This window comes from Candidatus Baltobacteraceae bacterium (assembly GCA_036559195.1).
GTDB lineage: Bacteria > Vulcanimicrobiota > Vulcanimicrobiia > Vulcanimicrobiales > Vulcanimicrobiaceae > JALYTZ01.
In genome coordinates this window covers 1-25,479 of the sequence record DATBTN010000065.1, presented here as the reverse complement: position 1 = coordinate 25,479, position 25,479 = coordinate 1, and the positions used below count along the sequence as shown (strand labels likewise).

18 protein-coding genes are annotated in these 25,479 nt (G+C 61.2%); 4 read left to right on the top strand and 14 right to left on the bottom strand.

Annotated elements, in window-relative coordinates; genetic code table 11:
• Positions 1–237: 237 nt before the first annotated feature.
• Complete coding sequence (gene rpoB, locus VIG32_10735) at positions 238–4,119, bottom strand: DNA-directed RNA polymerase subunit beta (GenBank protein ID HEY8298481.1); 3,882 nt, start codon at positions 4,117–4,119, stop codon at positions 238–240.
• A gap of 549 nt (positions 4,120–4,668) precedes the next feature.
• Here rpoB and VIG32_10730 point away from each other — a divergent pair.
• Positions 4,669–5,040: a PIN domain-containing protein gene (locus VIG32_10730; protein HEY8298480.1), complete on the top strand. Its 372-nt coding sequence runs from the start codon at positions 4,669–4,671 to the stop codon at positions 5,038–5,040.
• Here VIG32_10730 and VIG32_10725 read toward each other — a convergent pair.
• Genes VIG32_10725 through VIG32_10710 form a run of 4 tightly spaced genes read right to left on the bottom strand, consistent with a single transcriptional unit; the run spans position 5,037 to position 7,378 of the window.
• Positions 5,037–5,651 (bottom strand): zf-HC2 domain-containing protein, encoded by a 615-nt coding sequence (locus VIG32_10725; GenBank protein ID HEY8298479.1) that lies wholly within the window; start codon positions 5,649–5,651, stop codon positions 5,037–5,039. The genes VIG32_10730 and VIG32_10725 overlap by 4 nt on opposite strands.
• A complete protein-coding gene (locus VIG32_10720) occupies positions 5,648–6,193 on the bottom strand; it encodes a sigma-70 family RNA polymerase sigma factor (protein HEY8298478.1) in 546 nt (181 codons plus the stop codon). The genes VIG32_10725 and VIG32_10720 overlap by 4 nt, the downstream gene beginning before the upstream one ends.
• Before the next feature lies 1 nt (position 6,194).
• The gene (locus VIG32_10715; GenBank protein HEY8298477.1) at positions 6,195–7,076 is read right to left on the bottom strand and encodes a metallophosphoesterase; all 882 of its coding nucleotides are present in this window, start codon (positions 7,074–7,076) and stop codon (positions 6,195–6,197) included.
• 2 nt (positions 7,077–7,078) lie between these two features.
• Complete coding sequence (locus VIG32_10710; GenBank protein ID HEY8298476.1) at positions 7,079–7,378, bottom strand: cupredoxin family copper-binding protein; 300 nt, start codon at positions 7,376–7,378, stop codon at positions 7,079–7,081.
• Positions 7,379–7,524: 146 nt separating this feature from the next.
• Between VIG32_10710 and VIG32_10705 the strand changes: the two genes are divergently transcribed.
• Positions 7,525–8,355: a PP2C family protein-serine/threonine phosphatase gene (locus VIG32_10705; protein ID HEY8298475.1), complete on the top strand. Its 831-nt coding sequence runs from the start codon at positions 7,525–7,527 to the stop codon at positions 8,353–8,355.
• Between the two features lie 25 nt (positions 8,356–8,380).
• Here the strand turns inward: VIG32_10705 and VIG32_10700 are convergent, their stop codons facing one another.
• Positions 8,381–9,154 carry a hypothetical protein gene (locus VIG32_10700; protein HEY8298474.1) on the bottom strand — a complete coding sequence of 258 codons (774 nt, stop codon included), beginning with the start codon at positions 9,152–9,154 and terminating at the stop codon, positions 8,381–8,383.
• Positions 9,155–9,237: 83 nt separating this feature from the next.
• Positions 9,238–12,648 (bottom strand): TM0106 family RecB-like putative nuclease, encoded by a 3,411-nt coding sequence (locus tag VIG32_10695; protein HEY8298473.1) that lies wholly within the window; start codon positions 12,646–12,648, stop codon positions 9,238–9,240.
• A 198-nt stretch (positions 12,649–12,846) separates the two neighbouring features.
• Between VIG32_10695 and VIG32_10690 the strand changes: the two genes are divergently transcribed.
• Complete coding sequence (locus VIG32_10690) at positions 12,847–14,103, top strand: TCR/Tet family MFS transporter (protein HEY8298472.1); 1,257 nt, start codon at positions 12,847–12,849, stop codon at positions 14,101–14,103.
• Positions 14,104–14,442: 339 nt separating this feature from the next.
• Positions 14,443–16,590, top strand: coding sequence for a hypothetical protein (locus VIG32_10685; GenBank protein ID HEY8298471.1), 2,148 nt, complete (start codon positions 14,443–14,445; stop codon positions 16,588–16,590).
• Here the strand turns inward: VIG32_10685 and VIG32_10680 are convergent.
• From VIG32_10680 to VIG32_10650, 7 genes are all read right to left on the bottom strand, one after another.
• Positions 16,587–17,216 carry a response regulator transcription factor gene (locus tag VIG32_10680; GenBank protein ID HEY8298470.1) on the bottom strand — a complete coding sequence of 210 codons (630 nt, stop codon included), beginning with the start codon at positions 17,214–17,216 and terminating at the stop codon, positions 16,587–16,589. The genes VIG32_10685 and VIG32_10680 overlap by 4 nt on opposite strands.
• A complete protein-coding gene (locus VIG32_10675; protein HEY8298469.1) occupies positions 17,213–18,784 on the bottom strand; it encodes a HAMP domain-containing sensor histidine kinase in 1,572 nt (523 codons plus the stop codon). Before VIG32_10675 ends, VIG32_10680 begins: the two co-directional genes overlap by 4 nt.
• A 43-nt stretch (positions 18,785–18,827) precedes the next feature.
• Positions 18,828–19,400, bottom strand: coding sequence for a potassium-transporting ATPase subunit KdpC (gene kdpC, locus VIG32_10670; protein ID HEY8298468.1), 573 nt, complete (start codon positions 19,398–19,400; stop codon positions 18,828–18,830).
• Between the two features lie 8 nt (positions 19,401–19,408).
• Complete coding sequence (kdpB, locus tag VIG32_10665) at positions 19,409–21,472, bottom strand: potassium-transporting ATPase subunit KdpB (GenBank protein ID HEY8298467.1); 2,064 nt, start codon at positions 21,470–21,472, stop codon at positions 19,409–19,411.
• A gap of 2 nt (positions 21,473–21,474) precedes the next feature.
• On the bottom strand, positions 21,475–23,175 hold the full coding sequence (gene kdpA, locus VIG32_10660) for a potassium-transporting ATPase subunit KdpA (protein ID HEY8298466.1): 1,701 nt from the start codon (positions 23,173–23,175) through the stop codon (positions 21,475–21,477).
• Position 23,176: 1 nt separating this feature from the next.
• On the bottom strand, positions 23,177–23,266 hold the full coding sequence (gene kdpF / locus VIG32_10655; GenBank protein HEY8298465.1) for a K(+)-transporting ATPase subunit F: 90 nt from the start codon (positions 23,264–23,266) through the stop codon (positions 23,177–23,179).
• Between the two features lie 88 nt (positions 23,267–23,354).
• Entirely contained in the window at positions 23,355–24,500 is a 1,146-nt protein-coding gene (locus tag VIG32_10650) for an outer membrane beta-barrel protein (protein ID HEY8298464.1), read from the bottom strand.
• Positions 24,501–25,479: the final 979 nt, after the last annotated feature.

Genomic DNA, 25,479 nt, shown 5'->3' with positions numbered 1-25,479 from the left:
TTACCGGCAACGCGCCCACGAAGAAGCCCGTCCATCGTAACGCCCCGACCGATCCTCACGCCACACGTTCACGACAAGCACGCACGCGCGCAAGCAGTGCTTCCGTCCCTTTCGTCCTTCGACAAGCTCAGGATGACAACTCGTCATGCTGAGCTTGTCGAAGCATGGGCTTGTCGAAGCATGAGGAAAGGCCCGGCTGTTTTGCCGGGCCTTTTTGTCTCGCCGCGAAGGTGGGTGTTAGAACTCTTCTTCGGTTTCGGTGATGGGACGGTCTTCGTCTTCGTCACCGAAGGGTGAGGCCTCTTCGGCGGGCTCGTCTTCCTCTTCCTCGAGTTGATAGCCCTGATCTTCTTCTTCCTCTTCCTCAACGACTTCGGCGTCGTCGATGACGAGTTCGTCGTCGATCTCTTCACCGCCGACGCGCGCGGGCATCGGGGGCGGTACCGGAAGGGGAGCGGTCGTATCGATCGGCTTGCTGTCGTCGATCTCTTCCTCTTCCTCTTCGTCCTCATCGGCAACCACGGCTTCGGCTGTTTCGCCCTCAACGCCGGTCGACGCGCGTTGCGCCTCGGCTTCGCGTTGGGCGGCGGCCGTTTGCGTCATGCGCGGATCTTCATCGCCCATGAGCAAGCCGATCTCTTGAGCGCGTTCGCCCATGTCGTCGTCGGCGATCTTGATCTCGATCTCTTCGCGGTTCTCGGTCAACACCTTGACGTCGAGCGCGAGCGATTGGAGTTCTTTGATCAAGACCTTGAACGATTCGGGAACGCCCGGTTCCATCACGTTCTCGCCCTTGACGATCGCTTCGTAGGTCTTCACGCGTCCGACGACGTCGTCGGACTTTACCGTAAGCAGTTCTTGCAGCGTGTACGCTGCGCCGTAGGCTTCGAGCGCCCAGACTTCCATTTCGCCGAAACGCTGACCGCCGAACTGCGCCTTACCACCCAGCGGCTGCTGTGTGATCATCGAGTACGGGCCGGTCGAGCGCGCGTGGATCTTGTCGTCGACCAAATGGGCGAGTTTGAGCATGTAGATCTGTCCGACGGTGATCGGGCGTCCGAAACGATCGCCGGTGCGACCGTCGCGCAGCCACGTCTTGCCGTCGGGTGCGAGACCCGCATCCTGCAGCCACTCGGCGATGTCTTCCGCGTGCGCGCCGTCAAAGACGGGCGTCGCAACGTGCATGCCGAGCATCTTGGCGGCCCATCCAAGATGGGTCTCCATGATCTGCCCGAGGTTCATGCGCGAGGGAACGCCGAGCGGGTTGAGCACGATGTCTACCGGGATACCGTCTTCCATATACGGCATGTCTTCTTCCGGCAGTACCTTGGCGATGACGCCCTTATTGCCGTGACGCCCGGCCATCTTGTCGCCCTGCAGAATCTTGCGTTTCTGCGCGACGTAGACGCGTACGAGATGGTTCACGCCCGGCGAAAGTTCGTCGCCGTTCTCGCGCGAGAACACCTTGACGTCGATGATCTTGCCTTTTTCGCCATGCGGTACTTTGAGCGAGGTGTCGCGCACTTCGCGTGATTTCTCACCGAAGATCGCGCGCAGCAGGCGCTCTTCCGCCGTCAGTTCGGTCTCGCCCTTCGGCGTCACCTTACCGACGAGGATGTCTTCAGGACGCACCTCGGCGCCGATGCGCACGATGCCGCGTTCGTCGAGATCTTTGAGCGAATCTTCGCCGACGTTGGGAATGTCGCGGGTGATCTCTTCAGGTCCGAGTTTCGTATCGCGGGCTTCGCATTCGTATTCCTCGATGTGAATCGAGGTGAAGCGATCGTCCTTGACCATACGTTCGCTGATCAGGATCGCGTCTTCGTAGTTGTAGCCTTCCCACGGCATGAACGCGACGAGTACGTTTTGGCCGAGCGCGAGCTCGCCCTCATCGGACGACGGACCGTCGGCGAGCATTTGCCCGTCGGCGACCTTTTCGCCGATCTGTACGATCGGACGCTGGTTGATGCACGTACCCGCGTTCGAGCGCGTGAATTTGAGCAGATCGTAGACTTTTTCGATGCCGTCTTTACCGGCGATCGTGATCGATTTCGAATCGACCGCAACGACTTCGCCGCCCTCTTCGGCCACGACGCAGCCGCCCGAGTCCTTCGCCGAACGGTACTCCATGCCGGTGCCGACGATCGGCGCCTGCGGACGGAGCAACGGCACGGCTTGACGCTGCATGTTCGCGCCCATCAGCGCGCGATTGGCGTCGTCATGCTCGAGGAATGGAATGAGCGCCGTCGCGACGGAGACGATCTGCTTGGGCGAAACGTCCATGAGCTGGACTTTGTCGGCCGGCTCTTCGATGTATTCTTCGGCATAACGGCAGACGACCGAGTCCGTGGTGATCTGATTGTTTTTATCGAGCGGCGTGTTGGCTTGCGCGACGATGTACTCGTCTTCTTTGTCCGCCGTCAGATAGACGATCTCTTCGCTGACGCGGCCGCCCGAGACGACGCGATACGGCGTCTCGATGAAGCCGAAGCGATTGACGCGCGCGTAGGTCGCGAGCGATCCGATCAAACCGATGTTCGGGCCTTCCGGCGTTTCGATCGGGCAGATGCGGCCGTAGTGACTGTGGTGAACGTCGCGCACTTCGAAGCCCGCGCGTTCGCGCGAGAGACCGCCCGGCCCGAGCGCCGAGAGACGCCGCTTGTGCGTCAGCTCCGCGAGCGAGTTGGTTTGGTCCATGAACTGCGAGAGCTGCGAGCTGCCGAAGAACTCTTTGATCGCGGCGACGACCGGACGGATGTTGATCAGCGCCTGCGGCGTGACCGTTTCGATATCTTGCACGGTCATGCGCTCGCGCACGACGCGCTCCAGGCGGAGCAGGCCGACGCGGAACTGGTTCTGCAGCAATTCGCCGACCGAACGGATACGGCGGTTGCCGAGATGGTCGATGTCGTCCTTATCGATGACCTTCGTCGCGACTTTGATGAGGCGGCGGATGACCGCGATCATGTCGCTGCGCAGCAGGCTGCGCTTGCCGATCGGCGGCATCGTCATTCCGGCATCGGTGTACTCGTCGATCGTGAGATACGGATTCTCGGTCCGCTTCTCCGGATCGGGATTCTCGATGCGATAATGGAACTTGCTGTTGAGCTTGTAACGGCCGACGCCCGCGAGATCGTAGCGCTTGTCATCGAAGAACAATGACTCGAGCAGCTTCTCGGCGTTCTCCGCGTTTTCGGGTTCGCCCGGACGCAGCTTTTTGTAGATTTCCTTGAGCGCGTCTTCGCGCGTGTGGATATCCTTGTCTTTGTCGATCGAGTTCTGAATCAGCGGGCTGCCGTCGAAGAGCGCGAGGATCGCCTCTTCGCTATCCCAGTCGCAGCCGAGATCCGGACGCGAGAGGGCGCGAATGAACGTCGACACGTAGATCTTACGGTTCTTGTCGATGCGAACGCCGATCGTTCCCTCGGTCTCGTCGTTCTTGGTTCCGTTGTCGCTCTCGAACTCGATCCACGCGCCGCGGTTCGGAATGATCGTAGCGTTATACGTCGGGCGGCTGTTGGTGTCGACATCCTGGTTGTAGTACACGCCCGGCGAACGCACGAGCTGCGATACGATGACGCGCTCCGCGCCATTGATCATGAACGTGCCTTTGTCGGTCATGAGCGGGAAATCGCCCATGAAGATCTCTTGGTCGGGAATGCCCTTGATTTCGCCTGATTCGGCGGTAATGAGACGTACGCGCACGCGCAACGGGGCGCTGTACGTCATATCGCGTTCGCGGCATTCTTCGACGGAGTACTTCGGTTCGCCGAGCGAATGCTCGCCGAATTCGAGCACGAGGTTACCCGTGAAGTCTTTGATGGGCGAGATCGAAGCGAACGCTTCGGCCAAGCCTTCGGTCTTGAACCATTCGAAGCTGGCCTTCTGCAGCTCGATGAGGTTCGGCGTCTCGAGGACGTCGGCAATTTTCGCAAACGAATGACGCTTGCGCTTCGGACCCGGGTCCGGGGGTTGAGGAACCGTGAAAGCACCGGTCGGCATCGGAAACGTCGTGGCTTGCACCGTCGAAGTTCCGTCGCTCGCGCCGGCGCGTTTCGACTTGCTCTTCGTGCCCGCGGAGCTCTTCGCGGGGGACTTAGGAGCCGTCGTTTTCGCCATGCGTTATTTCTCTCACCATTTTAAGGAAGCGCGCTACCTACGCACCCGCGGCATCGTGCCACCCGCGCGCCCGTCGAAGGGGCGGCGAGGGTGCATGAGGGCAAGCTAAAAGACGAGCCGACCACCGGGGTAGAAATGCTCGTCCTTCCATTTGTTGCCTAAATGGCGCGGGGCATAGGCGACTAGTATACTATAGGCTCTCTACCAGGTCAAACACGTTCGGCGGCGCTGTAGAAGCTGAGTGCGAGGCCGATCGGGTCGAGTAACCGGCTGGTTGCTGGCACGTTCTTTTTGGGCCGCCGCTTCGGTCAACCTTTGACTATAGTGTATATTTTCGCCCATACTTATATGCATGAGGACCACGCTCATCATTCAAGAAGAACTTCTCGAACGCGCTCGGCAGCTTTCGGGCATTCAGGGGAAAACCGCGCTCGTTCATGCGGGCCTCGAGGCGCTCGTCGCCCGGGAATCGGCCAAGCGCCTCGCGCTCTTGGGCGGGACAGAGCCCGACGCTCGGCTCGTCCCACGACGTCGCACAACGTCTTCTCGATGATTCTGGTCGATTCGTCGGTGTGGATCGACCATTTTCGCTCGAACAACGACGCGCTTGCAGAGATGCTCCGTGAGAATCTGGTCGCGACTCATCCGTTCGTTATCGGCGAACTTGCATGCGGCAACTTACGAAATCGCGGGAACATTCTTGCCGATCTTGCCGCGTTACCGCGACTAGCACCCGTGCGTGATGAATTCGTATTGCACTTCATAGACGAACACGCGCTTTGGGGCAAAGGTATCGCCTGGATCGACGTGCATCTTTTGGCCGGCGCGCGGCTTGCCAACTGCAGGTTGTGGACGTTCGACAAGGCGCTTTTGCGCGCCGAACAACTCGTTTCGCATCCACGCCGAAAAGCGCATCCTTAATAGGCGAGGAGTGCGCGCTCGGGGGGATGGCCCGGCTGACGCAATTCCACGCGAAGAAAGCGGCCGGGGTGCGAGATGAAGAGCGTTTCGACGCCGGCTCTCGATTGGGGCGAGCCCAGAAAACGCTCGCCGGTGGGGGTTTCACCGTAGAGAGTGAGGTTCGCCGGCGTTCCCTCGACGATGAGATAGAGCCACTCACCGTGCTTGGCGTAGATGAGCTTCGCAACCGGCGCCGCCGCATTTGGCCGCACGAACGAGACGTGGTTGAAGTGCGAGGCTGCGAGGACCGCCAGCACGCCGCTCGTTTGCGCGGCCTGCTCGCGGAGGCGAATGTTCTGCAGCACGCTGCTCGCGGCGAAGATTGCGAGAAGCGCCGCCGCGGCCAGCGCCGCGAAGACCGAGCGGGCGAGCCGGGGCGACCGCGGGGCGAGCAGCGCTCGCGCCGGGACTGCCCGGGCGTCCTCGATATCCGCGACCGCGATCTCGGCCTCACCGAGGGCTCGCGCGCAGTCGGCGCAGGTGCTTACGTGGGCGTCGACATCGTGCAGCTCGCGTTCCGGCAGCGCGCCGAGCACGTAGAGGGCCGCGATGTCGCCGATGTGCTCGGTCATACTCGTTGCGCTTCCGGCGCGAGGCGCGCGTGCAGTTTGTGTAAGCCGCTCGAAACGCGGCTCTTCACCGTCCCGAGCGGGATGTTGAGTTCGCTCGCGACCTGGGCCTGAGTTTTGTAGTGCAAGTAGATTCCCTCAAATACGGCGCGCTGTTCGGGCGGCAGCGATTCCAATGCGCGTCGAACGCGCGCCGACTCCAGCCTGCGAACCACGTCGACGGCAACATCGTCGGCAACGTCGCTCGGCTGCGCTCGCCGTTCGATCGCGAGGTGACGTGCCGCACTGCGACACCGCGAGATCGCATCGTTTCGAACCGCGACGACCAAGAAGGCCCGCAACGTCCCGCGCTCCGCGCGATACGATCCGGCCGTCTGCCAAACCCGCAGCAAGACGTCGTGCACGCAGTCGCGAGCGTCGTCGGCGTTGGCGAGCACGCGCGCTGCGACGCCGTACAGCGTGCCGGCGTACGCGGCATAGACCTCTTCGAGTGCCTCCGGCCGGCGCTCGACGAACGATCGAGCTAGACTTTCGTCGTCCGTGATTTCACCCCAACGGACGGTCGAGGATCGCCGGCGTCCCGGTCATCTCAACCGTGCGATAACCGATGTCGTGCAATAGCTGCCCGGGCGGAACGGTCAACGGGCCCGGCTTGTCCGCCATCCCCGGTGCGGGCTGCGGATACGCGGTCGCATTGGCGGTGGCAAAGCGAATGTTGCCTTCCGTGTGGTGGATCACTTGGTGGATGTGGCCGTTAAGGACGGTCACGTTGTCGAAGCGCGCGAGCATTGCAAGGACCTTTGAGCCGTCCTGCGTCGTCCAGCCCCACTTCGGATAGAGCGCGTAGAGCGGAACGTGGCCGAAGACGACGATTGGCGTGGATGCCTTCTGCGCCGCCAAATCCGCAGCGGCAAAATCGAGTTGCTTCTGACCGAGTAGTCCCATCGTCTCGAAATCGAAGACGTTCACGAGGGCGAGAAAGTGGATACCGCTTTGGTTCCAGGAATACCACCCATCCTTCGCGTCGGCACGGCCGAAGTGCTGCATGTACTCCGAAACCGCGGCCTCGCCGATCGTGTCGTGCTCGCCCGGGATCGCGATCAGCGGCGCCCGCAGTTTGCCCAGGATCTGTTTGGCTGCGTCGAACTGCGCGGGCTTGGCCAGGTGCGTGATGTCGCCCGTGTGCATGACGAACGCTGGTTGGTTCGGCAGCGCGTTGATCGCATCCACGGCCATCTCGAGCGTTCGGGCGACGTGATCGTTTGCCGGTTTCGCAAAACCGATATGGCTGTCGCTGATTTGAACGAACGAGAAGCCGCCGCGCTCTTGCGCGGACGCGGCCGTCGTAAGCAGGCCGCCCGAGGTTAGCGTGAACACCAGGCCCGCGCCGGTCCAGCCGATGTGGTCGAGAAAATCTTTGCGATGCATTGTTACTTCCTCACGGTCGGGGCAGAAACAAGGATCGCGCCCTTCATGTATGGATGGAGCGCGCAAATGTACGAATAAGACCCGGGCTTGGCGAAGCGGTGCTGCCAACGATCGTTCGTGTCTAGGCCTCCCGAATCAAAGGCGCGCGTCAGCGAGGTCGCCGTGTGCGCTTCGGAGTCGTCGTTCACGAAAACGACCGTGTCACCGGCAGCGACGTGCAGCGTCGCGGGCGAAAACTTGAAGTCTTTGATGTGAACGAAGAACAGCGTGAGGACGAAAAGGCTTACCAGAGTCTTGCTCATGCCATCGTACGCCCAAACCGCTCGAAAGGTTCGAGCGCCCGGGGATGCGCACGCTTGCCTTGCTCCGCCGGCATGGGAAAAGCCCACCCCGCCGAACGCCCCTCCCACGAATGGACGATCGCAACGAAGCCGATGCTTCATCTACGATGACTACGGGCATTGCCACCGTGCCCGATTCGCTGAAGCGAGCCGACGACGGCGAACGCTCGAGTACGAGTATCGAAACGGTCGCGCCCTTCCAATACGTGAGTGAAGATGCGGCGCACGTGCTGGTTAAGCATCTGTTCGCTCAGCCTGACTCGAAGATTCCCGGCATTTCGTACGCGGTTACCTATCGTCTGGCCGAGGGGCTTGCCGGCGGCGACATCGTCGATGTGTATCACTTCGACAACGACTCCGTCGCGTTTTCGATAGCGGACATCGCCGGCAAAGGAACGCGGGCGGCGGTGCATGCCGCGCTCGTAAAATACGGGCTGCGCGCTTACGCTTCGGAAGGCCTCACGCCGGAGAAAGTGCTGCGCTCGCTCGATCGTCTCTACCTCGAGAATAACACGTTCGAAGGGATGGAATCGTTCGCCACGGTCTTCTTCGGTCTCGTCGATCCCAGCCGCCGCCTCTTAACGTATGCCTGCGCCGCTCACGAGCCGGCGCTGATCGTCTATCCCAACGGTGAGGCCGTCGTGCTGGAACCGACCGCGCCGCTCATCGGTGTTTTCGACGACCAGCACCACCTCTTCAAGCAGAATTTCGTCGAGTTGCGCCCGGGCACGCTCTTCGTAGCGGCGACCGACGGCGTTACCGAGGCGCGCACCAAAGACGGCGAGCTTTTCGGCATGGCCCGATTCGCCGAAACGATCGTCGCGAATCGGCACCGCGCTGAAATCGAGATCGTGAGCGAGATCGTCGAGGCGACGGAACGCCACTGTGGCGGCCGCCGCCGCGACGATATCGCGGTTCTGGTCGCGCGCATTCACTAGCGAACGCGCAACCATCGCTAGGCGCCTACGGAGTCGTGGCCGGAACGTCTTCGACGCTGTTGGCGTAGAACGTGCCGTGCTGCCAGTACCCTAACGCGACGACTTGGCGGCCGACGGCGATCTCGCCGGTGGCTTTGGCCGTTAACGCGGGTTGATCGTTGATGACGACCGTACCGCGGCTCTGCTGCAGCGTGACGAGATGGCCGCTGACGGCGGTGATCGTTCCGCCAACGCGGTCGGGTTGGCTCATCGCCGACGGTGCTAGCCCGAATTGAAGTGCGGTAGCGTAGAACGTGCCTGCGCGCCAGTACCCGACGGCGACGACCTGGCGGCCGACGGCGACGGGACCCGTCGTTTTGCTATCGAGCGCCGGCTGATCGTTGATGACGATCGGACCGCGGCTCTGCTGCAGTGTGACTAAGTGCCCCGTAACCGATGTGATCGTTCCGCTCACGCGAGCAACCTCATCGGCCGCGGTAAGCGGCACTGCGGGACCGAACTGGAGGGCCGTTGCGTAGAACGTACCGTTGCGCCACTCTCCGCGCGCGACGATCTGACGACCGACGGCGACTTCGCCGGTGGTTTTCAAATTGAGCGCGGGCTGGTCGTTGATCACGATCGTTCCGGTGCTCTGCTGGACGGTAACGAGGTGGCCATTGACCGCCGTGATCGTGCCGCTGATGTGGGTTGGCCGAGCCGGCTGGTCGGGTTGCGTGGTTTGCGCGATAACCGCCGCCGGTCCCAGCGCCCCGCCGATCAGGAGCGCCGCAGCAGCAACGTAGGAAGACAGAGAAGTCATGTGAGTATTCCTTTCATGGTCGCTTTCGTCTTACCCAAAGACGCAGCGTTACCGCAACCGTGCGTCCTCTTGGGCTGCGTTCGCTACGAAACGCGCTCGGCGTAGCGGCAAAGCACGTTCACCATTGAAATCTGCTCCGCACTCGAACAGCGCACTTCGAGCAGGCGCGGGCTTGCGAGCAGAACGCTCAGGCATTGCGCGCGGCTGATGGCCACGTTAATGCGGTTCTTCTCGAAGAGAAAATCCACGCCGCGGGGGACGTCGTCACCGCTCGAGGTCGCCATGGAGTAGAAGACGACGGGAGCTTCTTGCCCTTGAAATTTATCTACCGTACCGACGTTAACGTTAAAGCCGGCCTTCTCCAACGCGCGGCGGATCAGTTTTCGCTGCACGTTGTACGGCGAGACGACGAGGATGTCGCCGTCGGTCAGCGGCCGTTCCGCCCCATCCTTCACCGTTTTTACACGGCCGGCGCGCAGCAGGGCGATCTCTGCAACGATTCGTTCGGCCTCCTCGACCGATCCGCGGCCGTTGCCGGAGTGCTCGATCGCTAAAAAACGCAGCCCGTTGCCCTCGAGACCGTCGCTGCGCACGTACTGTCCGGCGGTACCGGCGGCGGCGCGCAAACGGCCGGCGTAGACCGACTCGGAGATAAAGGCGCAGATCGACGGATGCATGCGATACGATTCGTCGAGAAAGATTCCGCGGTCCGGCGGAACCGTCGGGCTCTCACCGAGCAAATGCTTTAGAACCGACGCGCCCGAGCCGTCGGGATGCACGCCCTGCGAGACCTGCGCGAGCTGCAGCGGATCGCCGAGGAAGATCACGTTTTTTGCCGCCCCCGCTACCGCGATCGCGTCGGCAAGGGCGACCTGCCCGGCCTCGTCGATAAAGAGGTAATCGAAACGTCCCGTCATCCCCTCGCGCGCGAAGAGCCATGCGGTCCCCGCGGCCAAATCGTAGATCTCATCTTCAAACGGATCGTTCTTTGCTGTCGCTTCGATCAGGGGCCGGCCGAGCCGCGATATATACTTCGAGTCCGCATTCTCGGCGCTGCATTTTTGCAGGCCGCGGAACGTAACGCCGTTGCGCGAGGCGTCTTCTTCGATTTTGTGCAGCAGGTTGTGAATCGCTTTGTGGCTGTTTGCGAGAATCCCAACGCGCTTACCGTCGGCGATCAGCCGTACGATCGCCGCCGCGCCCTTCGTCGACTTCCCGCTTCCGGGTGGGCCCTGTACGAAAAGATAGCTGCGATCCAGCGCTTCGATCGTCTCCGCGATGCACTCGGGCGTTACGGTCTGCGGTTGAAGTGCGGCGCCGCTTTCCCGATCGCTCAAACGCGGTGCGACCGCTCGCAACAGGTCGACGATCGCGGGCTGCTCGCTCTCGAGACGGCCGTCGAGATACGCCCGTGCGACGCGGCGCAGCGCCGCTTGCTGCTCCTTCGTGCGATAGGGCCCGCCGGGAATCAGGGCCTTGAGCGCCGCGGCTGCTTCGGCGCCGCCGCCGCGTTTAATTTCCACGCGGTTAGCATCCTCGTCGAAACGCAGAATCGTTCCCGCACCGGCGCCCGTGTACGGATCGACGGGCGAGTCGGTTCCGAGATTATGCTGCTGATCGGGGAACTCATAGGTATAGACGTAGTTCTTATCGCGCGGGCCGAGTTTGTACGGCTCGATCTCGGCGCGCAGGTGCAGGCCTGCGAGGGCATCCTTATCGCCGTCGAGCAGATCCTGCGGATTTTCGCAGCGGTCGAAAAACGCCCACCAGACGGGCTTCGCCTCGCGCTCGTGATACCCGAGCAATTGCGCGAGCAGCTTCGCTTCCGGTTCCGGCCGCATGAGGAGACGACGCTGCAGCTCGGTGAGCGCCGCAAGCTCTTCTTCACGCTCCTCGTTCGCACTCTTCGCTATTTTCGGTGCGCGCCAGGGGATCTGAACACCGAATGTATCGATCGCTTCGTCGCGCAGACCGACGAGCCACTCGCGCAAGTGATAGGTGGATCGGCAGTCGTCTTCGTTATAGCGTTCGATGTCCTCCAGAATCTCCTCGCGCTCGGGATGCTCGCGCCATTGCTCGAACATCAGGATCGAATCGTCGCCGCGGCGCACCTCGGTCGAGCGTTCGAACCCGTAGAAAGGCTCGAGTTTCTTGATCGAATAACTGGGTTGGGAGATTACGATCGACTGGCGCACGACCGCGTAGAGATCGACGAGCACCTCGCCGCGCAGGAGATCGTCAACCTCGATCTCGCGCGTCGAATAGCGGCCGGCGAGCGTGCGCAACGCGGTCTTTTCGTAGGGCGCGTAGTGATAGACGTGCAGATTCGGATGCCGGCGCCGGCGTTCGACCACAAAGTCGATAAACGCCTCGAACGCCGCGCGTTCCTGCGCCGGGGTGCGCGCCCAAAACGCGTGAAACGGATGTGCCGCGTCGCCGGGGATATAGGCACCGAAGAGGTATTCCAAGCCGCGAGCTGGTTCGTAGAGCGGATCGCCCTCCATGTCGAAAAACACATCACCCGCCGCAGGTTCCGGGAGCGCGCCCAAACCGAGCGGCTCGTCGCTTCGCAACAGTTCGTAGAAATACGGATGCTTCGCGCCGACGCGAACCGCGTCGCGCCCTTTGATCTGGAGCGCGGCCTGCCTGCGCAGCGTCGCAAACGTATCGGGATCCATGCCGGGCGGACGGCCGCTCTCGGCGGTGCCGGCGAGCTGCGCGACCGTCGCGATGCCGTGAACGTTCAAGCGTTTGCTCTGATCGCGCCGCATGCGGGCAACCAAGCTCAGATGATCGTCGTCTTCGCGAAGGCTGCGGCACGTCGGCAGCCAGCTGCATACGTCGCAATGCGAAACCGGAAGCGGGTAGGTTCCATTCGTGTCCCGCGCGACACGTGCAAGAAACGCGCGCTTGAGCCGCCGATAGTAGGCGCTGTACTCGTCGACGCGATAGCCGCGATCGCTGCCGTCGCCCAAGACGACGTGCATGAAGGCCGGCGCGCTTCCTTGGATCGCCTCGATCATCTCGCTGTAGAAGCAGAGCTGAATGATGAAATACGGTTTGGTGTGCAGGGCGAGCTTCGTATCGGCAACCTCGTAGCTCCACGCCCAGCGCGCACTCGGGCGCTCGACACGCAACAAGAAATCCGACCGCCCAAACCAGAGGCCATCGAAGAACGCGCCTTGATAGATGACGCGCGCGCCGCGTTCCATCGCGTCCCGCGTGCGCGCCGCCGCCTCTTTTAAGCCGGCCTGCGTGCGTTCGAGTTGCTCGGGTAATTCGACGAGATCGTCAAACTCGCCGCGAAGCAGTTCGAGGTAGCGCTTTTCGTGCTCGATGCCTTTGCGCGAGATGAGCGAGGTCTGCGCCGAACTCTCCGGGCGCTCGATCAAACCGCCGGCGGCCTCGCGCTCGAGCGTCGTGAGGTGCTCGCACTCGAGGTAGTTGTTCAGGTCGGACGCCGAATAGACGAATTGCCCATCGATTTTCTGCACCTTCACAACGTACGCAACGCCTATGCCATACGCCTGGCAGCGCGCTCGTGCTTCGGCGGCCCGGCATGATAAGGGCTCGGAATGACAAAGAGACCTAGTCAACGCTCGCCCTTGGACAAGGGCCGTCCTTCGACAGAGGGCCGTCCTTCGACAAGCTCAGGATGACAAAAAAAGTTGTTTCATCGTCGCAACGGCGCAATGTCGTTCATTTTTGTTACCGTCGCGCTCGATATGCTGGCGCTCGGCGTGATGATTCCGGTTTGGCCGACGCTCGTTCGATCGTTCACGGGCGGTAGCGTCGCTTCGGCGTCGCTTGCAATCGGTGCGATGTCGGTGATGTGGGCGATCGGGCAGTTCTTCGCCGCACCGATCTTGGGCGTGCTCTCCGACCGCTTCGGACGCCGCCCGATCATTCTGGCCTCCAATATCGGGACGGCCATCGATTACGTCATTATGGCGCTCGCACCGGCAATCTCATGGCTTTACTTCGGCCGCGTGCTTTCCGGCATTATGTCCGCGAGCGTTCCGACGGCGAGTGCCTATATCGCCGACGTCACGCCGCCGGAAAAACGCGCGGGTGCCTATGGCATGATCGGTGCGGCGTTCGGCCTCGGCTTCGTTCTCGGTCCGGCGCTCGGGGGCTGGCTCGGCGGGTATGACACGCGATTGCCGTTTTGGGTCTCCGCGGGGTTGGGTCTAGCAAATTTCTTGTACGGATTGTTCGTGTTGCCCGAATCGCTGCCGCCCGACAAGCGACGCGCACGCTTCGAGTGGCGGCGCGCCAATCCGCTCGGTTCGCTGCGCTTGCTGCGCTCGCACCGCGAACTCTTCGGCATCGCGACGGTGGCATCCATCGGGTACATCGCCCACGAATCGTACACGACCGTCTATGTATTGTACGGCCAATACCGGTACGGTTGGGACACCGCGACTCTCGGCATTGGGCTCGCCATCGTGGGAATCTCCTCGGCCATCGTGACGGCGGGTTTATCGCAAAAACTCGTCGATGCGTTGGGTACCCGAGCGGCGCTGCTTGCGGGACTCGCGTTCGGCGCTATTGGTTTTGCGCTCTTCGGATCGCCGGGGACGCTGCTGTTCTGGATTGCGATCCCGATCAATTCGTTGTGGGGCGTGGCGGGGTCCGCCGAACAGGTGTATATGACCAAGCGCGTCGCGCACGACGAACAGGGCGAACTGCAGGGCGCGCTTGGCTCGCTTCGGAGCATCGCGATGATCGTCGCGCCGATGCTGTTTGCCGGCATCTTTGCCTACTTCATCAAAGGCGGAAGCGGAATCGAATTTCCCGCGGCACCCTGGTTCCTCGCGGCCGCGCTACTCGCGGGCTCGATCCTGGTAGCGTGGAGGGTGACGTCACCGTCGCACGACGTGCCCGACGCGCGCGACACGACGACGGCTTACGAGGAATCATTGCCGGCGGACATTCCGGTTAGGTAAGGGCGTCCTCCAACTGGACCTCGGTCGTGCAACCGGGAAGAGCGCGGCGAGTGAACAATATCCCTCCCATGTCGTTCCACGGTCGTTGGTTCGCGCTTCGTTTTGCCTGGCAGTAGCCGTGACCGCAGCAGCGCTGGCGGACCCTCTTCTGGAGGGAGCGTCGAACGCGGGACTGGTCGGGGTCGGTAACTATACCGACCATAGCAAGGACGTAACTGTCGTGGTCGCCCGCGACATGGCGAGCATGCTCGGACAGGGCTTAACAGGGTCGCCTCTGCCGCGCACGTAAGGGTTCCGCTTGCAGCGCAGCATGTTTGTCTTCGCGATCGAGTGCCGGGCATGAACGCAAAGGAGCCTCTCGGGCGGCGCCCGTCCGCGAAGGAGCTCTTGCGCGAACTCGGCGGCAGGGCCAAAATCGTGGTCTTTCTTGCAAGCGCGCCTGGGGCCGGAAAAACGCGCCGCCTTTTGGATGAGGCTCGACGGATGCGGCAGGCCGACATCGACGCGGTGATCGGCGCCATCGAACTCAAAGGGCGCCCCGGGCTCGCGGCGATGGCGCAAGATATCCCGCGAGTTCCCGCGCGGACCGTGCGGAGCGGGCCTGCATCTTTCGAAGAATTTGATTTTGATGCGGCGCTCGCCATGGCTCCCGCAGTAATCGTCCTAGACGAGCTGGCACACGCAAACTTAGACGGATCCGTCCACGAAAAGCGCTGGCAAGATGCACTTGCCCTGCGCGAACGAGGAATCACCGTGCTGGGTGCCTTCAACATTGCCCATTTGGAGACGGTCGCCGTCGCCGCGGAATCGCTCACGGGGCATCCGGTGCGTGAGATCATTCCGCTTTCGTTTCTGCAAGCGTCCGATGAAGTGATCGCCCTGGATGCATCACCCCGGCTGCTTCGTACCCGCCTTCGCACCGGCAAGATCGTTCAAAGCCAGGACGTCGATCGGGCACTCGAAGGCGCTTTTAAAGAAGCAACGCTCGAGCTATTGCGCCAATTACTGTTGCGAACCATCGACGATCTGACGATTCCGCACGTGCGCGCCGAACAGGTCTCTACCGCGGCAGCGGTGCTGCTCGCCGGCGTGAATCCCGCGCCGTTTCTGCGGCGCACCTTCGCCGTCGCATCCGCGCTGGATCTCGCTTTAGAAGTCGCGGCGCCGCCAGAGGTCGATCTCGAATCGCTATCGCGAATCGCGCGTGAGTTGAATGCCGAGATTCTACGACAGCCAATAGATTTGAGCAAAGGAGATATTTCCGAGGTCCGTGCTTCGCTTATAGCCATCCCGGCAGGGGCACTTGCAACCAAACTTGTGAGTCGCAGATTCGATCGCGATCTCTTCATCGTTGCCGCCGGGCAAACGTTTATCCGCGATGCCGCGCTGGTGCCTCACCCGTACGCCTTCACCGTCGGAGATCGCATGCGCATCGGGTACGGCAAACTTACCGTCTATTTCGGCGCCGCGGCCGGCTGCGGAAAAACCTATGCCATGCTCGATCGCGGTCAGCAATTGAAAGCTGAAGGAATAGACATCGTGGCCGGCTTCATCGAAACGCACGGCCGAAAAGAGACGGCGGAGTTACTTGAAGGCTTAGAAGTCTTGCCTCGCAAGTCCATCACCTCGGGCGGCATAACGTACGAAGAATTCGATCGCAAAGCACTTCTTCGGCGTAAGCCGACGATCGTTCTCGTCGACGAACTCGCGCACACGAACGCCCCAGGATCGGCTGCCGAGAAACGCTACGGAGACGTGCTCGCCCTGCTGCGCGCCGGGATCGACGTAATCACTACGTTGAACGTGCAGCATCTCGAAGCGCTGGGCGATGCCGTCGCTCGTCTCACCGGTACGATCGTTCGTGAGACGCTTCCAGATGGCATTTTGGCGCTGGCCGACGAATTGATTTTGGTCGACGTCACGCCAGAGACGCTGCGTGACAGGCTGCGCGCGGGCAAAATCTACCCGCAGGAACGCGTCGAGACGGCGCTATCGCGATTTTTTCGCACGGACAACTTGCTCGCACTTCGCGAACTCGCGCTGCGCGAGGCGCTGCGAGCCCGCAACCGGCAAAGGATTCCCGCCCCGTTTGAACGCCTTCTTTTGAGCGTCGCCTCCCGTCCGCAAGACGTTGCGCTCATCAAACAATGCAGCCGCATCGCCGCGCGACTCGAGGTCGAACTTGCCGTTGCCTTCGTCACCGAACCCGCCTCGAAGGATGCGCGCAAAGAGGATGAAATGCACGCAGCGGCGCGCAACGAGCGTGCGACGTGGATTCGTGCCGAAGCAGCGAACGTTCCGCAGGCGGTCCTGACTCTCGCTCGTAAGGTGCCGGAAACGACAATCGCCGTGGCCGGAACATTGCGGACGCCGGGATTTTTGCAGCGCAGGACATTCGCTCACCGGCTCCTTGACGCGGGAGCGCTTGAGTTGCTCGTCCTCGCTCCGCGCGACGCCGGCGGCGGGACTTCTCCAGAGCGCCGTTAGATATACCCCCGTCGAAGCGCGACCACGGCCGCCTGCGTCCGGTCCGCTGCACTGAGCTTCTCCAAGACATCGCGGATATGCCCCTTTACGGTTCCCAGACTAATATTGAGCCGCTCCGCAATTTGTGCGTTGCCTAAACCGTTGGCTGCCAATTTCAAAATGTCCAGCTCCCGTGCAGTCAGGGGAGAGTCACCGGTCTGCCTAGTTGGACTGAAGCGCGAGAGCACCACGTGGGCGATCTGCGGATCGAAGTAAGCGCCGCCTTCATGCGCGATACGAACGGCGCTAACGATACGCTGCGGGTCGGAACTCTTTAGGCAGTAGGCGTCCGCTCCCGCCGCGAGCGCCGCCACAACCTGTTCGGCAACGTCGAGCATGGTCACGATGATCACGTGCGTTGCCGGTAGTGCCTTGCGGATTCTATGCGTCAATTCGATCCCGTCAAAGCCGGGAATTCCGATGTCGACTATCGCAACATCCGGCCGGCATTGCTGGACAAGTTCCCAGCCCGACGGACCATCGACTGCTTCTCCGTCGATCTCGATGCAGGTGTCGCTCTGCAAGGCCGTTCGGATACCCGCGCGGGTGAGCGCGTGATCTTCGACCACAATCGTGTGGATGCTCACGGCGTCTTCGATAGCGGTAGCTCAATGGTGAAAGTACTTCCGCGATCCGCCGCGGGAGCGTACCGTACGCTGCCCCCGTGACGTTCGGCGATGCGCCGAACGATGTAGAGCCCCAGCCCCGTTCCGCGGCCCGCCTCGGTCCCCGCGAACCGTTCGAATAGGGTTGCTTGCCGTTCCGGCGCGACGCCGTACCCATCGTCCCGAATCGTGACGGCGCAGCACCTGCGTTTGTCATTTACCACCTCGACCCAAACGTGTCCGCGTTCCGGAGTCGCCGCGAGGGCGTTGGCGATGAGATTTATTAGCGCTCGCCGCAATTCGCTTGCGTCGCCAAGTACGAGCGACGACTTCCGTGCGGATTCGCTAAAGGTAAGCTCGATGCGTTTTTCAAACGCGAGCGACGCCAGTTCTCGAATGACGTCCTCGCCGAGATCAACCATATCGATTTGTTCTTCAAATGGGGAGACTTCGCCGAGCTCGTAGCGCGCAACTAAGAGCAGGCTCTCCGCGAGATTCCGCAGCTCCTCATTCGACGCAATGGTTGCTTCGATAATTTTGTTATATTCGGGCGGCAGTTGCCCGTAAGCACCGCGTAGCGCCTGACGCATCGTCGTTCCGGCGGCGACTAGCGGAGTACGCAAGTCATGCGCGATCGCGTAGACGATGTCGCGGATAATTTCGTTACGCTCGGCCAAAAGGTTACGCTGCTGTACGATTTCGTCGTTTTGGCGCCCGAGCGTTTCAAAGAGCGACGACTGTTGTAAGGCCGCGGCAGCCTGTTCGGCAAACGCAGTAAAGAGTCGGAATTGCTCGCCGCCGTATTTCTTATCGCTTTCCCCTAGAACGAACAGCAACGTTTCCGGCTGCGCGATTAGGCGAGCGCACATCAGCGATTCGGCGTCGAATCGCGCAAGCAAATAGCGCCCAGCGGCGTCGCCTGCATTCACCAGCAGTTGGCTCTCGCCGCCGCGCAGTCGCTGGATGAGCGAAGCGGCCTCGGGTGGTACGGAGTCCCTACTCTCGACCACTTCGGCCGAAGCCTTCTCGAGACGAAAAAGTCGCGGCTCTGAGAGAACGGAATTGCGCGAACTCAAGAAAACCTGGCCGGGTTCGAATAACGTGCGCGCTTCCAAAACGACGGCGCGGCGAACCAGCCCGGAGCTCAAGCTCGTACGAACGCGGTCGATCGCGCGACGCAGCGCTTTCTCGTCACGTACTTGTGCTTTGCGAAGGCCCGCACGGCCGGCTTCGGCGGCGTATCGTTGGGTTAGGATCGTCATGTAGCCGACCAAAAAAAACGACGCAGCCAGCAACGCCCGGTCGGCGACCGCGATCGAGTCCCATTGATAGTGCGCCGCCGCGCCGTTGAAATAGCCCGCGAGAGCGTTGGCTATCTCGGCAAAACCCGTGAGCTGAATCGTCAAGCGCGGGCTCAACGCAATGCTGCTTAGGGCGATCGGTCCATTCATGGCGAGCGCGATAACCAGAAGCTGCGGGGTCATCATGTCGGCGGCGAATGAGCCAACGAGCAGCAGATAACAAACCCCGGTAATCCTCGATGCGCTCACGCCGCCAATATTCCATGAAGATAAGCCGCTAACCGCTTCCGAGTTATTTGCCCCCATCTAGTGCAAGATTTAGTTCGGTCACGTTCACGTGTGGCTCTCCGAGAAAACCGAGCTCGCGCTCGTGCACGTGGGCCGAGATAAGGGCGTTTATGCGGATAAGTGGAAGTTTTCGTGCGGCGGCCACTCGCGGTGCCTCCCAGTACGCCGATGCCGGACTAATGTCAGGGTCGATCCCGCTGCCGCTCGAGGTAACCAGGTCCATGGGAGGTGGACCCGCGGCGTCGGGGTTCGCTTTTTCCAGCGCACCGATCGTTGCCTTGGTCGAATCGATCAGCTTCTTTGAACTCGGCCCAAGATTCGTTCCACCGGTCGAGGTCGGATCGTACCCGTTTTTGCCGGCCGACGATGGTCGCCCCTGGAAGTACTGCGGTCTCGTCCAGAGCGCTCCGACGAGGTCCGAAGCGACGATCTTGCCCTTGCGTTCCACGAGCGATCCGTTGGCTTGTTTGGGAAAGATGAGCTGGGCAAGCCCGGTCATTACGAACGGGTAGATCAACCCAAAGATTACGATCGAAAGAATCGTGATGCGTAACGCCGTTGCTAAGTATCGGATCATGTTCCTTCCTATGTCAGATGAAGGACGGCAAGAATCATATCGATCGCCTTAATGCCGATAAACGGTACGATCAGGCCGCCGAGTCCGTAAATGAGGACGTTCCGGCGCAGCGCCGCGTTCGCGCCTTGAGGGACGTACTTGACCCCCCGCAGCGCTAGCGGAATCAACGCTACAATGATCAGGGCATTGAAGATGACCGCCGAAACGATGGCGCTCTGGGGCGTCGAAAGGCGCATCACGTTTAAGGCGCTCATCGCGGGATAGGCGGCGACGAACATCGCCGGCAGAATCGCAAAATACTTCGCAACGTCGTTGGCAATCGAGAACGTGGTGAGCGCACCGCGAGTCATTAACAGCTGCTTGCCGATCTCGACGATCTCTATCAGTTTCGTGGGGTCCGAATCGAGATCCACCATATTCGCCGCTTCCTTGGCCGCCTGCGTCCCGGAATTCATGGCGACGCCGACGTCCGCTAGCGCAAGCGCTGGGGCATCGTTCGTTCCGTCTCCAGTCATCGCGACCATGCGACCCGATCCTTGCTCACGCGCGATGAGCTGCATCTTCGTTTCAGGCGTTGCCTGAGCCAGAAAATCATCGACGCCGGCTTCATTGGCGATTGCCGCCGCGGTCAGCGGGTTGTCGCCGGTGATCATGACCGTGCGAATGCCCATAGCGCGCAAACGGTCGAAACGCCCCCTCATATTCGGCTTGAGAATGTCTTTGAGATGGATGACGCCCAGCAGCATGTTGTTGCGCGCCAGCAGCAAGGGCGTTCCGCCGCTGCTGGCAATGCGTTCCACGTCGGCGGAGAGTTGCGGTTGTGCCTCGCCGCCTCGTTCGCGAATCCAAGCTGAAACGGAGTCGGGAGCACCCTTTCGGATCTTGCTACCGTCCGCAAGGTCGAGACCGCTCATGCGCGTGTATGCGCTGAACGGAACAAACGCGGCCCCCTCCGGCATGCGGGCGGCACCTTCAGCGGACATGCCCTGCGACGCGAGCGTAACGATCGAGCGCCCTTCGGGCGTCTCGTCTGCGAGCGACGACCAATAGGCGATGCGCGCCGCGTCCTTCACATCGATCCCTTCCGCGGGGATGATCGCTACAGCTTGCCGGTTTCCAAACGTGATCGTTCCGGTCTTATCGAGCAGCAGCGTGTCAACGTCGCCGGCGGCTTCGACGGCGCGCCCGCTCATCGCAAGCACGTTGCGTTGCATGACGCGATCCATGCCGGCGATGCCGATCGCCGAAAGCAATCCGCCGATCGTTGTGGGGACCAAGCATACGAGCAATGCGATCAGCACCGTAACGGTCTGTCTTGCGCCCGCATAGATCGAAAACGGCAAGAGGGTTGCGACGGCGATCAGAAAGATGATTGTCAGGCCGAAGAGCAGGATCGAAAGTGCGATCTCGTTGGGCGTTTTTTGGCGCTGAGCACCCTCGACCAAACCGATCATGTGATCCAAGAAGCTCTCGCCCGGATTGGCGGTGACCCGCACGACGATCCAGTCTGAAAGGACCCGCGTGCCGCCGATGACCGCCGATCGGTCTCCGCCCGACTCGCGGATAACCGGGGCCGATTCGCCTGTGATCGCCGACTCGTCGACCGTCGCAGCACCCTGGATCACGTCGCCATCCGCGGCAATGATCTCGCCGGTCTCGATGCGAATCGTGTCCCCTTTTCGAAGCTGATCGGCCGCTACCTGAACGATCCGGCCGCCATCGATCAGATGATTGGCCATCGTGTCCGTCTTCGTGCGTCGCAATGACTCCGCTTGGGCTTTGCCGCGTCCCTCGGCGACCGCTTCGGCGAAGTTCGCGAAGAGTGCAGTGAACCAAAGCCATGCGGAAATCGCGAATTCAAACCCCGCCGTAGGGCCATGCGTTGCGATACTCCGGAAGAAAAAACCGGTCGTAACCAGCGCGCTGACCTCGACCACGAACATGACTGGATTGCGAGCCATCCAGCGAGGGTCGAGTTTCTTGAACGATTCAGCGATCGCGCGCACGATTATCGCGCGGTCAAACAGCGACCGCTCCTTGGGCCGGCGATCCAGGCGGCGTTGGGCAATCATCGTTAAAATGTCTTTCCTTGAAGGACGAGGAGATGTTCGACAATAGGCCCAAGCGCATCGGCCGGTAGGAACGTAAGCGCGCCCACGATGACGATCGTGCCGATCAAGAGAACGACAAAGATAGGCGAGTAGGTGGTGAACGTGCCCGCGCCTTCCGTGACCGCTTTCTTGCCCGCCAAAGCGCCCGCAAGCGCGAGAATCGGAATGACCTCGACGAATCGTCCGAAGATCATATTCAGACCGGTGGTGATGTTGTAGAAACGATTCGGCCCGAGTCCCGCGAACGCGCTGCCATTGTTGGCGTTCGTCGATGTAAAGGCGTAGAGGATTTCAGAAAAACCATGCGGGCCGCCATTGCTCAGGGTAGCCGTCCCCGCATGGATCACCGACGCGAGCGCGGTTGGGATCAGCACGAGAATCGGCGTCACCAAGACCGCGATAATCGCGAACTGTATTTCGCGTCTCTCGATTTTCTTTCCCAGAAGCTCGGGCGTGCGCCCCACCATTAGGCCGGCGATGAACACGGTTAGGACCACGAAGACGATCATGCTGTAGAGGCCGCTACCGACCCCGCCGAAGATGATCTCTCCCAGCTGCATGTTGAGCAGCGGCACGAAGCCGCCGAGCGCGGTGAGAGAATCGTGCACGGCGTTGGTCGCACCACACGACGTTGCCGTCGTGACCACGGCGAACAACGCGGAGGCGGCGGGACCAAAGCGAGCTTCCTTCCCTTCCCAGTTCCCTCCCACTACGCCGAGCTGATGGATCAGCGGGTTCCCGGCCGACTCGGCCGAGTAGCAGACCCAGAATCCCGCAAAGAACAACACCGCCATAGCCGCGAAAATCGCCCAGCCCTGGCGAGTGTCTTTAACCATCCTGCCGTACGTATACGTGAGGCTCGCGCCTAGGATGAGGATCAGGAACATTTCAAGCAGATTGGCAAACGGCGTCGGATTCTCGTTCGGTGACGACGAGTTCGCGTTCACGAAACCGCCGCCGTTGGTGCCCAACTCTTTGATGGCTTCCTGTGAAGCCATCGGCCCACCGGTAATCGACTGCGTTACCCCTTCGACCGTCTTAATAGCGACATTTGCGTGGAAATTCTGCGGAACGCCCTGCGAAACGAGTGTGAGCGTTCCGACGATCGAGATCGGAAGCAGTACGTATAGGCACGCGCGGGTAAGGTCGACCCAAAAATTGCCGAGCGTCTTGACGCCGGTACGCGCAATGCCGCGAACGACCGCAATCGCCAGCGCGATTCCCACGGCGGCAGAAACGAAGTTATGCCACGTGAGCCCCGCCATCTGCGAGAGAAAGCTCATCGTGCTCTCGCCTGAGTAGAACTGCCAGTTCGTGTTGGTCATGAAGCTGACGGCGGTGTTCCAAGCTAAGTCGGGTGCCACGCTCCCAAAGTGGTTCGGATTCAGGGGCAGCCATTGTTGCGTGCGCAGCAGAATATAGAGATACGCAAGGCTCACGGCCGAGAACGCGAGCACCGCGAAAACGTATCCCGTCCACGCCATTTCCTCGTCTTCTTTGACGCCGCCCAGGCGATATAAGAGCCGCTCGACGGGCACGAACGCGGGCGACAACCACGTCTGCTCGCCCATGAACACCTTGGCCATGTAGAGACCGAGCGGCTTCGTCAGCACGAGAACGACGAGAAACAGCACGATCGCCTGCATCCATCCGACGACGGTCATTTCAAAATTTCTCCGGACGCAGCATCGCGTAGATAAGATAGGCCAAGGCGGCGAGCGCGAGCACCAGCCCGAGCACATCGTCGAACTGCATGACTAGACCTTTTCTAAGCCGTACGTGTAGTACTCGAAGATCGCGAAACACACGATCGATAGGATGATGATGCCGATTTCAAGCAGCATTAGAACTGCACTCCGATCTCGATGCCCAAGCGAGACTGCGAACCGCCGTTTCCGGCGGGACCAAAGCCCGCACCCGGCGTGAACGTCCCCAGAATAACGGACGAGTACTCGCCGCGAACGGTGGTATGGCCGGACTTATACGCGGGAGTTAGCGTGATCGTGGTAGCCGTGCTGCCGGGTCCAAAGCTAACCAGGTCGGCATTGGCACCCGTATCGAGGACGCCGCTGCGGTTGGCGAGCGATTCATAGCGGGCGCCGAGCGACCATGCGCCGTCGAACGCATAGTTGGCGATCAAGACGCCTGCAAACGCGCGCTCGTCGCCGCTAAATCCGATGTTCTTGTCTCCCGGCGAGTCAATCCACAGTAAATATGCTGCGAGCGTGAGTTTTCCGAATTGCTGGGTTAGCATGAAATTGGCCTCGCGTTTATTCGCGATGCCGGCTGTCGGGTTGGGGCCGAGGCTCGCCTGCGGAGCGATGAAGGCGAATTGCAGGGTCGTGTTCGACGATGGCGCCCATACGGCGAGCCCCTCGACGGTGTCGAACCGGCCGGAATAGTAACCGTCGGTGTAGCCGAGCGTGCCCGCAAACTTTCCCCGCGCATACTGGGCCCGCACGCCGCGCGTGAATGTCGGCTCAGCATTCCACGCCAGGCCACGCTGAATATTGACGTTTTGATAGGTGAAGTTGCTCTCTTGACCGAGAAGCGCGGGCATCTTACCGACCGTAAACGTCCATGCTCCGTTGGGCACGTACTGGACGTACGATACGGGAACGTAACCGAATACGTTCGTATTCGAGCTCTTTGCAAAGGTTGGATTTATGGCTTGTCCCACGACGGGGAAGGCATATCCGCCGATCGTTGCTGCAAAGCGAAAGACGCCGGCGTTGCGCGTCACGGTCGTCATGACGTTGGCGGTATCGACTCGCGAACCGCTATCTCTTCCGTCGGGTGTATCAAGAGTGCCGGCGGCGTTTGGATTGGTCGTGTTGAAGAGATAGCCCGCAATGTCGGTCTGCCACGTAACCGCGGGGACCGGCGATGGCGATGCGGAGGGCCGAGGTTGGGTTTGAGCTAAAGCCGGCGCGCTCAACAGAAACAGCGTTGCTAGAACGATGGGTACGCGGCGGGTTGCTGGAGACATCGTTACCATGGTACGCGTCAGAACCGCACCGCACCATCCGCCTTATGGATAATCCGATCGGACGCCCGAACACGGCGTATCCGAAAGATTCGGCCATTCGGCCGATCGGCACGTCGCTACAATGCGCTTTATGATCCTGTCGTGAACGCAGAACAGATTTGGTCGCGCCGCCGACCACTTCAAGGATCCTCCCGGCCGCGACGCTTCGACGTTGCCGGTAAGTTCGTACCCGAACAATGTGTGATAAGTGTACGCTCTACCGTTGCGCTCCAGTGTTACCGGAAGACTGCATTCGAGGCAATTGAGCGACTCGTCGAGATGGCCGGCGCCGGCGGAGCGCCCGGGCCGCCACGCGCAATTCTTCACGAACAATTGTACTGGGATGGCGAAGTGGATCTAGAGACTTGCCTGCCGGTCGCGCGGCGCGGGGCTTTCAAGCGCGACCCGGGCTTGCGCATCGTTCCCGCTACGAGCGTCGCGTTCACGCTTTTACCGCCCGCGGCTCAAAATGCTCCTTTTTAGAGCTTGCCATCGCGGCGTTCGGTGCGATCGAGGAATACGTCCGCGCTCACAACCGCGTCTTTTCCGGCGATCCGCGAGAGGTTTTTTCACTCGCGGATGAGCGCGGCGGTGAGGCCCAGATTCCGTTTACCTAGGGGCGACTGCGACGGTTCCCGTACGTTTCGCTAAGCCCCGATGTTAATCCACAGCGAGGCAAACGCCTACTGCTATCGCGCGTGCCGGATTAAAGGCGATTCATGCGGTAGCGCTTCCCGCGCAATGAGGTGCACGAAAGGCTCTCACGGCTCGTAGGAGCGCGTCGGCCTGCCCCATCGAACGCGAGGTTCACTCTCGTGGTGCGCCAAAGCGCACGCCGATCCGGAAGGTTCGTCCGGCCGCGTAGTGATTACCCTGTGCGTTGAGATACGTAATGCGGTACCGGTCGTTGAATACATCGTATACGCCGAGCGTGAGCGTC

What these genes read in the sequence shown, in the direction of transcription:
- rpoB (HEY8298481.1), bottom strand. Translation starts at nt 4,119, where the DNA reads ATGGCGAAAACGACGGCTCCTAAGTCCCCCGCGAAGAGCTCCGCGGGC.
- VIG32_10730 (HEY8298480.1), top strand. Translation starts at nt 4,669, where the DNA reads ATGATTCTGGTCGATTCGTCGGTGTGGATCGACCATTTTCGCTCGAAC.
- VIG32_10725 (HEY8298479.1), bottom strand. Translation starts at nt 5,651, where the DNA reads ATGACCGAGCACATCGGCGACATCGCGGCCCTCTACGTGCTCGGCGCG.
- VIG32_10715 (HEY8298477.1), bottom strand. Translation starts at nt 7,076, where the DNA reads ATGCATCGCAAAGATTTTCTCGACCACATCGGCTGGACCGGCGCGGGC.
- VIG32_10710 (HEY8298476.1), bottom strand. Translation starts at nt 7,378, where the DNA reads ATGAGCAAGACTCTGGTAAGCCTTTTCGTCCTCACGCTGTTCTTCGTT.
- VIG32_10705 (HEY8298475.1), top strand. Translation starts at nt 7,525, where the DNA reads ATGACTACGGGCATTGCCACCGTGCCCGATTCGCTGAAGCGAGCCGAC.
- VIG32_10700 (HEY8298474.1), bottom strand. Translation starts at nt 9,154, where the DNA reads ATGACTTCTCTGTCTTCCTACGTTGCTGCTGCGGCGCTCCTGATCGGC.
- VIG32_10690 (HEY8298472.1), top strand. Translation starts at nt 12,847, where the DNA reads ATGTCGTTCATTTTTGTTACCGTCGCGCTCGATATGCTGGCGCTCGGC.
- VIG32_10685 (HEY8298471.1), top strand. Translation starts at nt 14,443, where the DNA reads ATGAACGCAAAGGAGCCTCTCGGGCGGCGCCCGTCCGCGAAGGAGCTC.
- kdpC (HEY8298468.1), bottom strand. Translation starts at nt 19,400, where the DNA reads ATGATCCGATACTTAGCAACGGCGTTACGCATCACGATTCTTTCGATC.
- kdpB (HEY8298467.1), bottom strand. Translation starts at nt 21,472, where the DNA reads ATGATTGCCCAACGCCGCCTGGATCGCCGGCCCAAGGAGCGGTCGCTG.
- kdpA (HEY8298466.1), bottom strand. Translation starts at nt 23,175, where the DNA reads ATGACCGTCGTCGGATGGATGCAGGCGATCGTGCTGTTTCTCGTCGTT.
- kdpF (HEY8298465.1), bottom strand. Translation starts at nt 23,266, where the DNA reads ATGCAGTTCGACGATGTGCTCGGGCTGGTGCTCGCGCTCGCCGCCTTG.
- VIG32_10650 (HEY8298464.1), bottom strand. Translation starts at nt 24,500, where the DNA reads ATGTCTCCAGCAACCCGCCGCGTACCCATCGTTCTAGCAACGCTGTTT.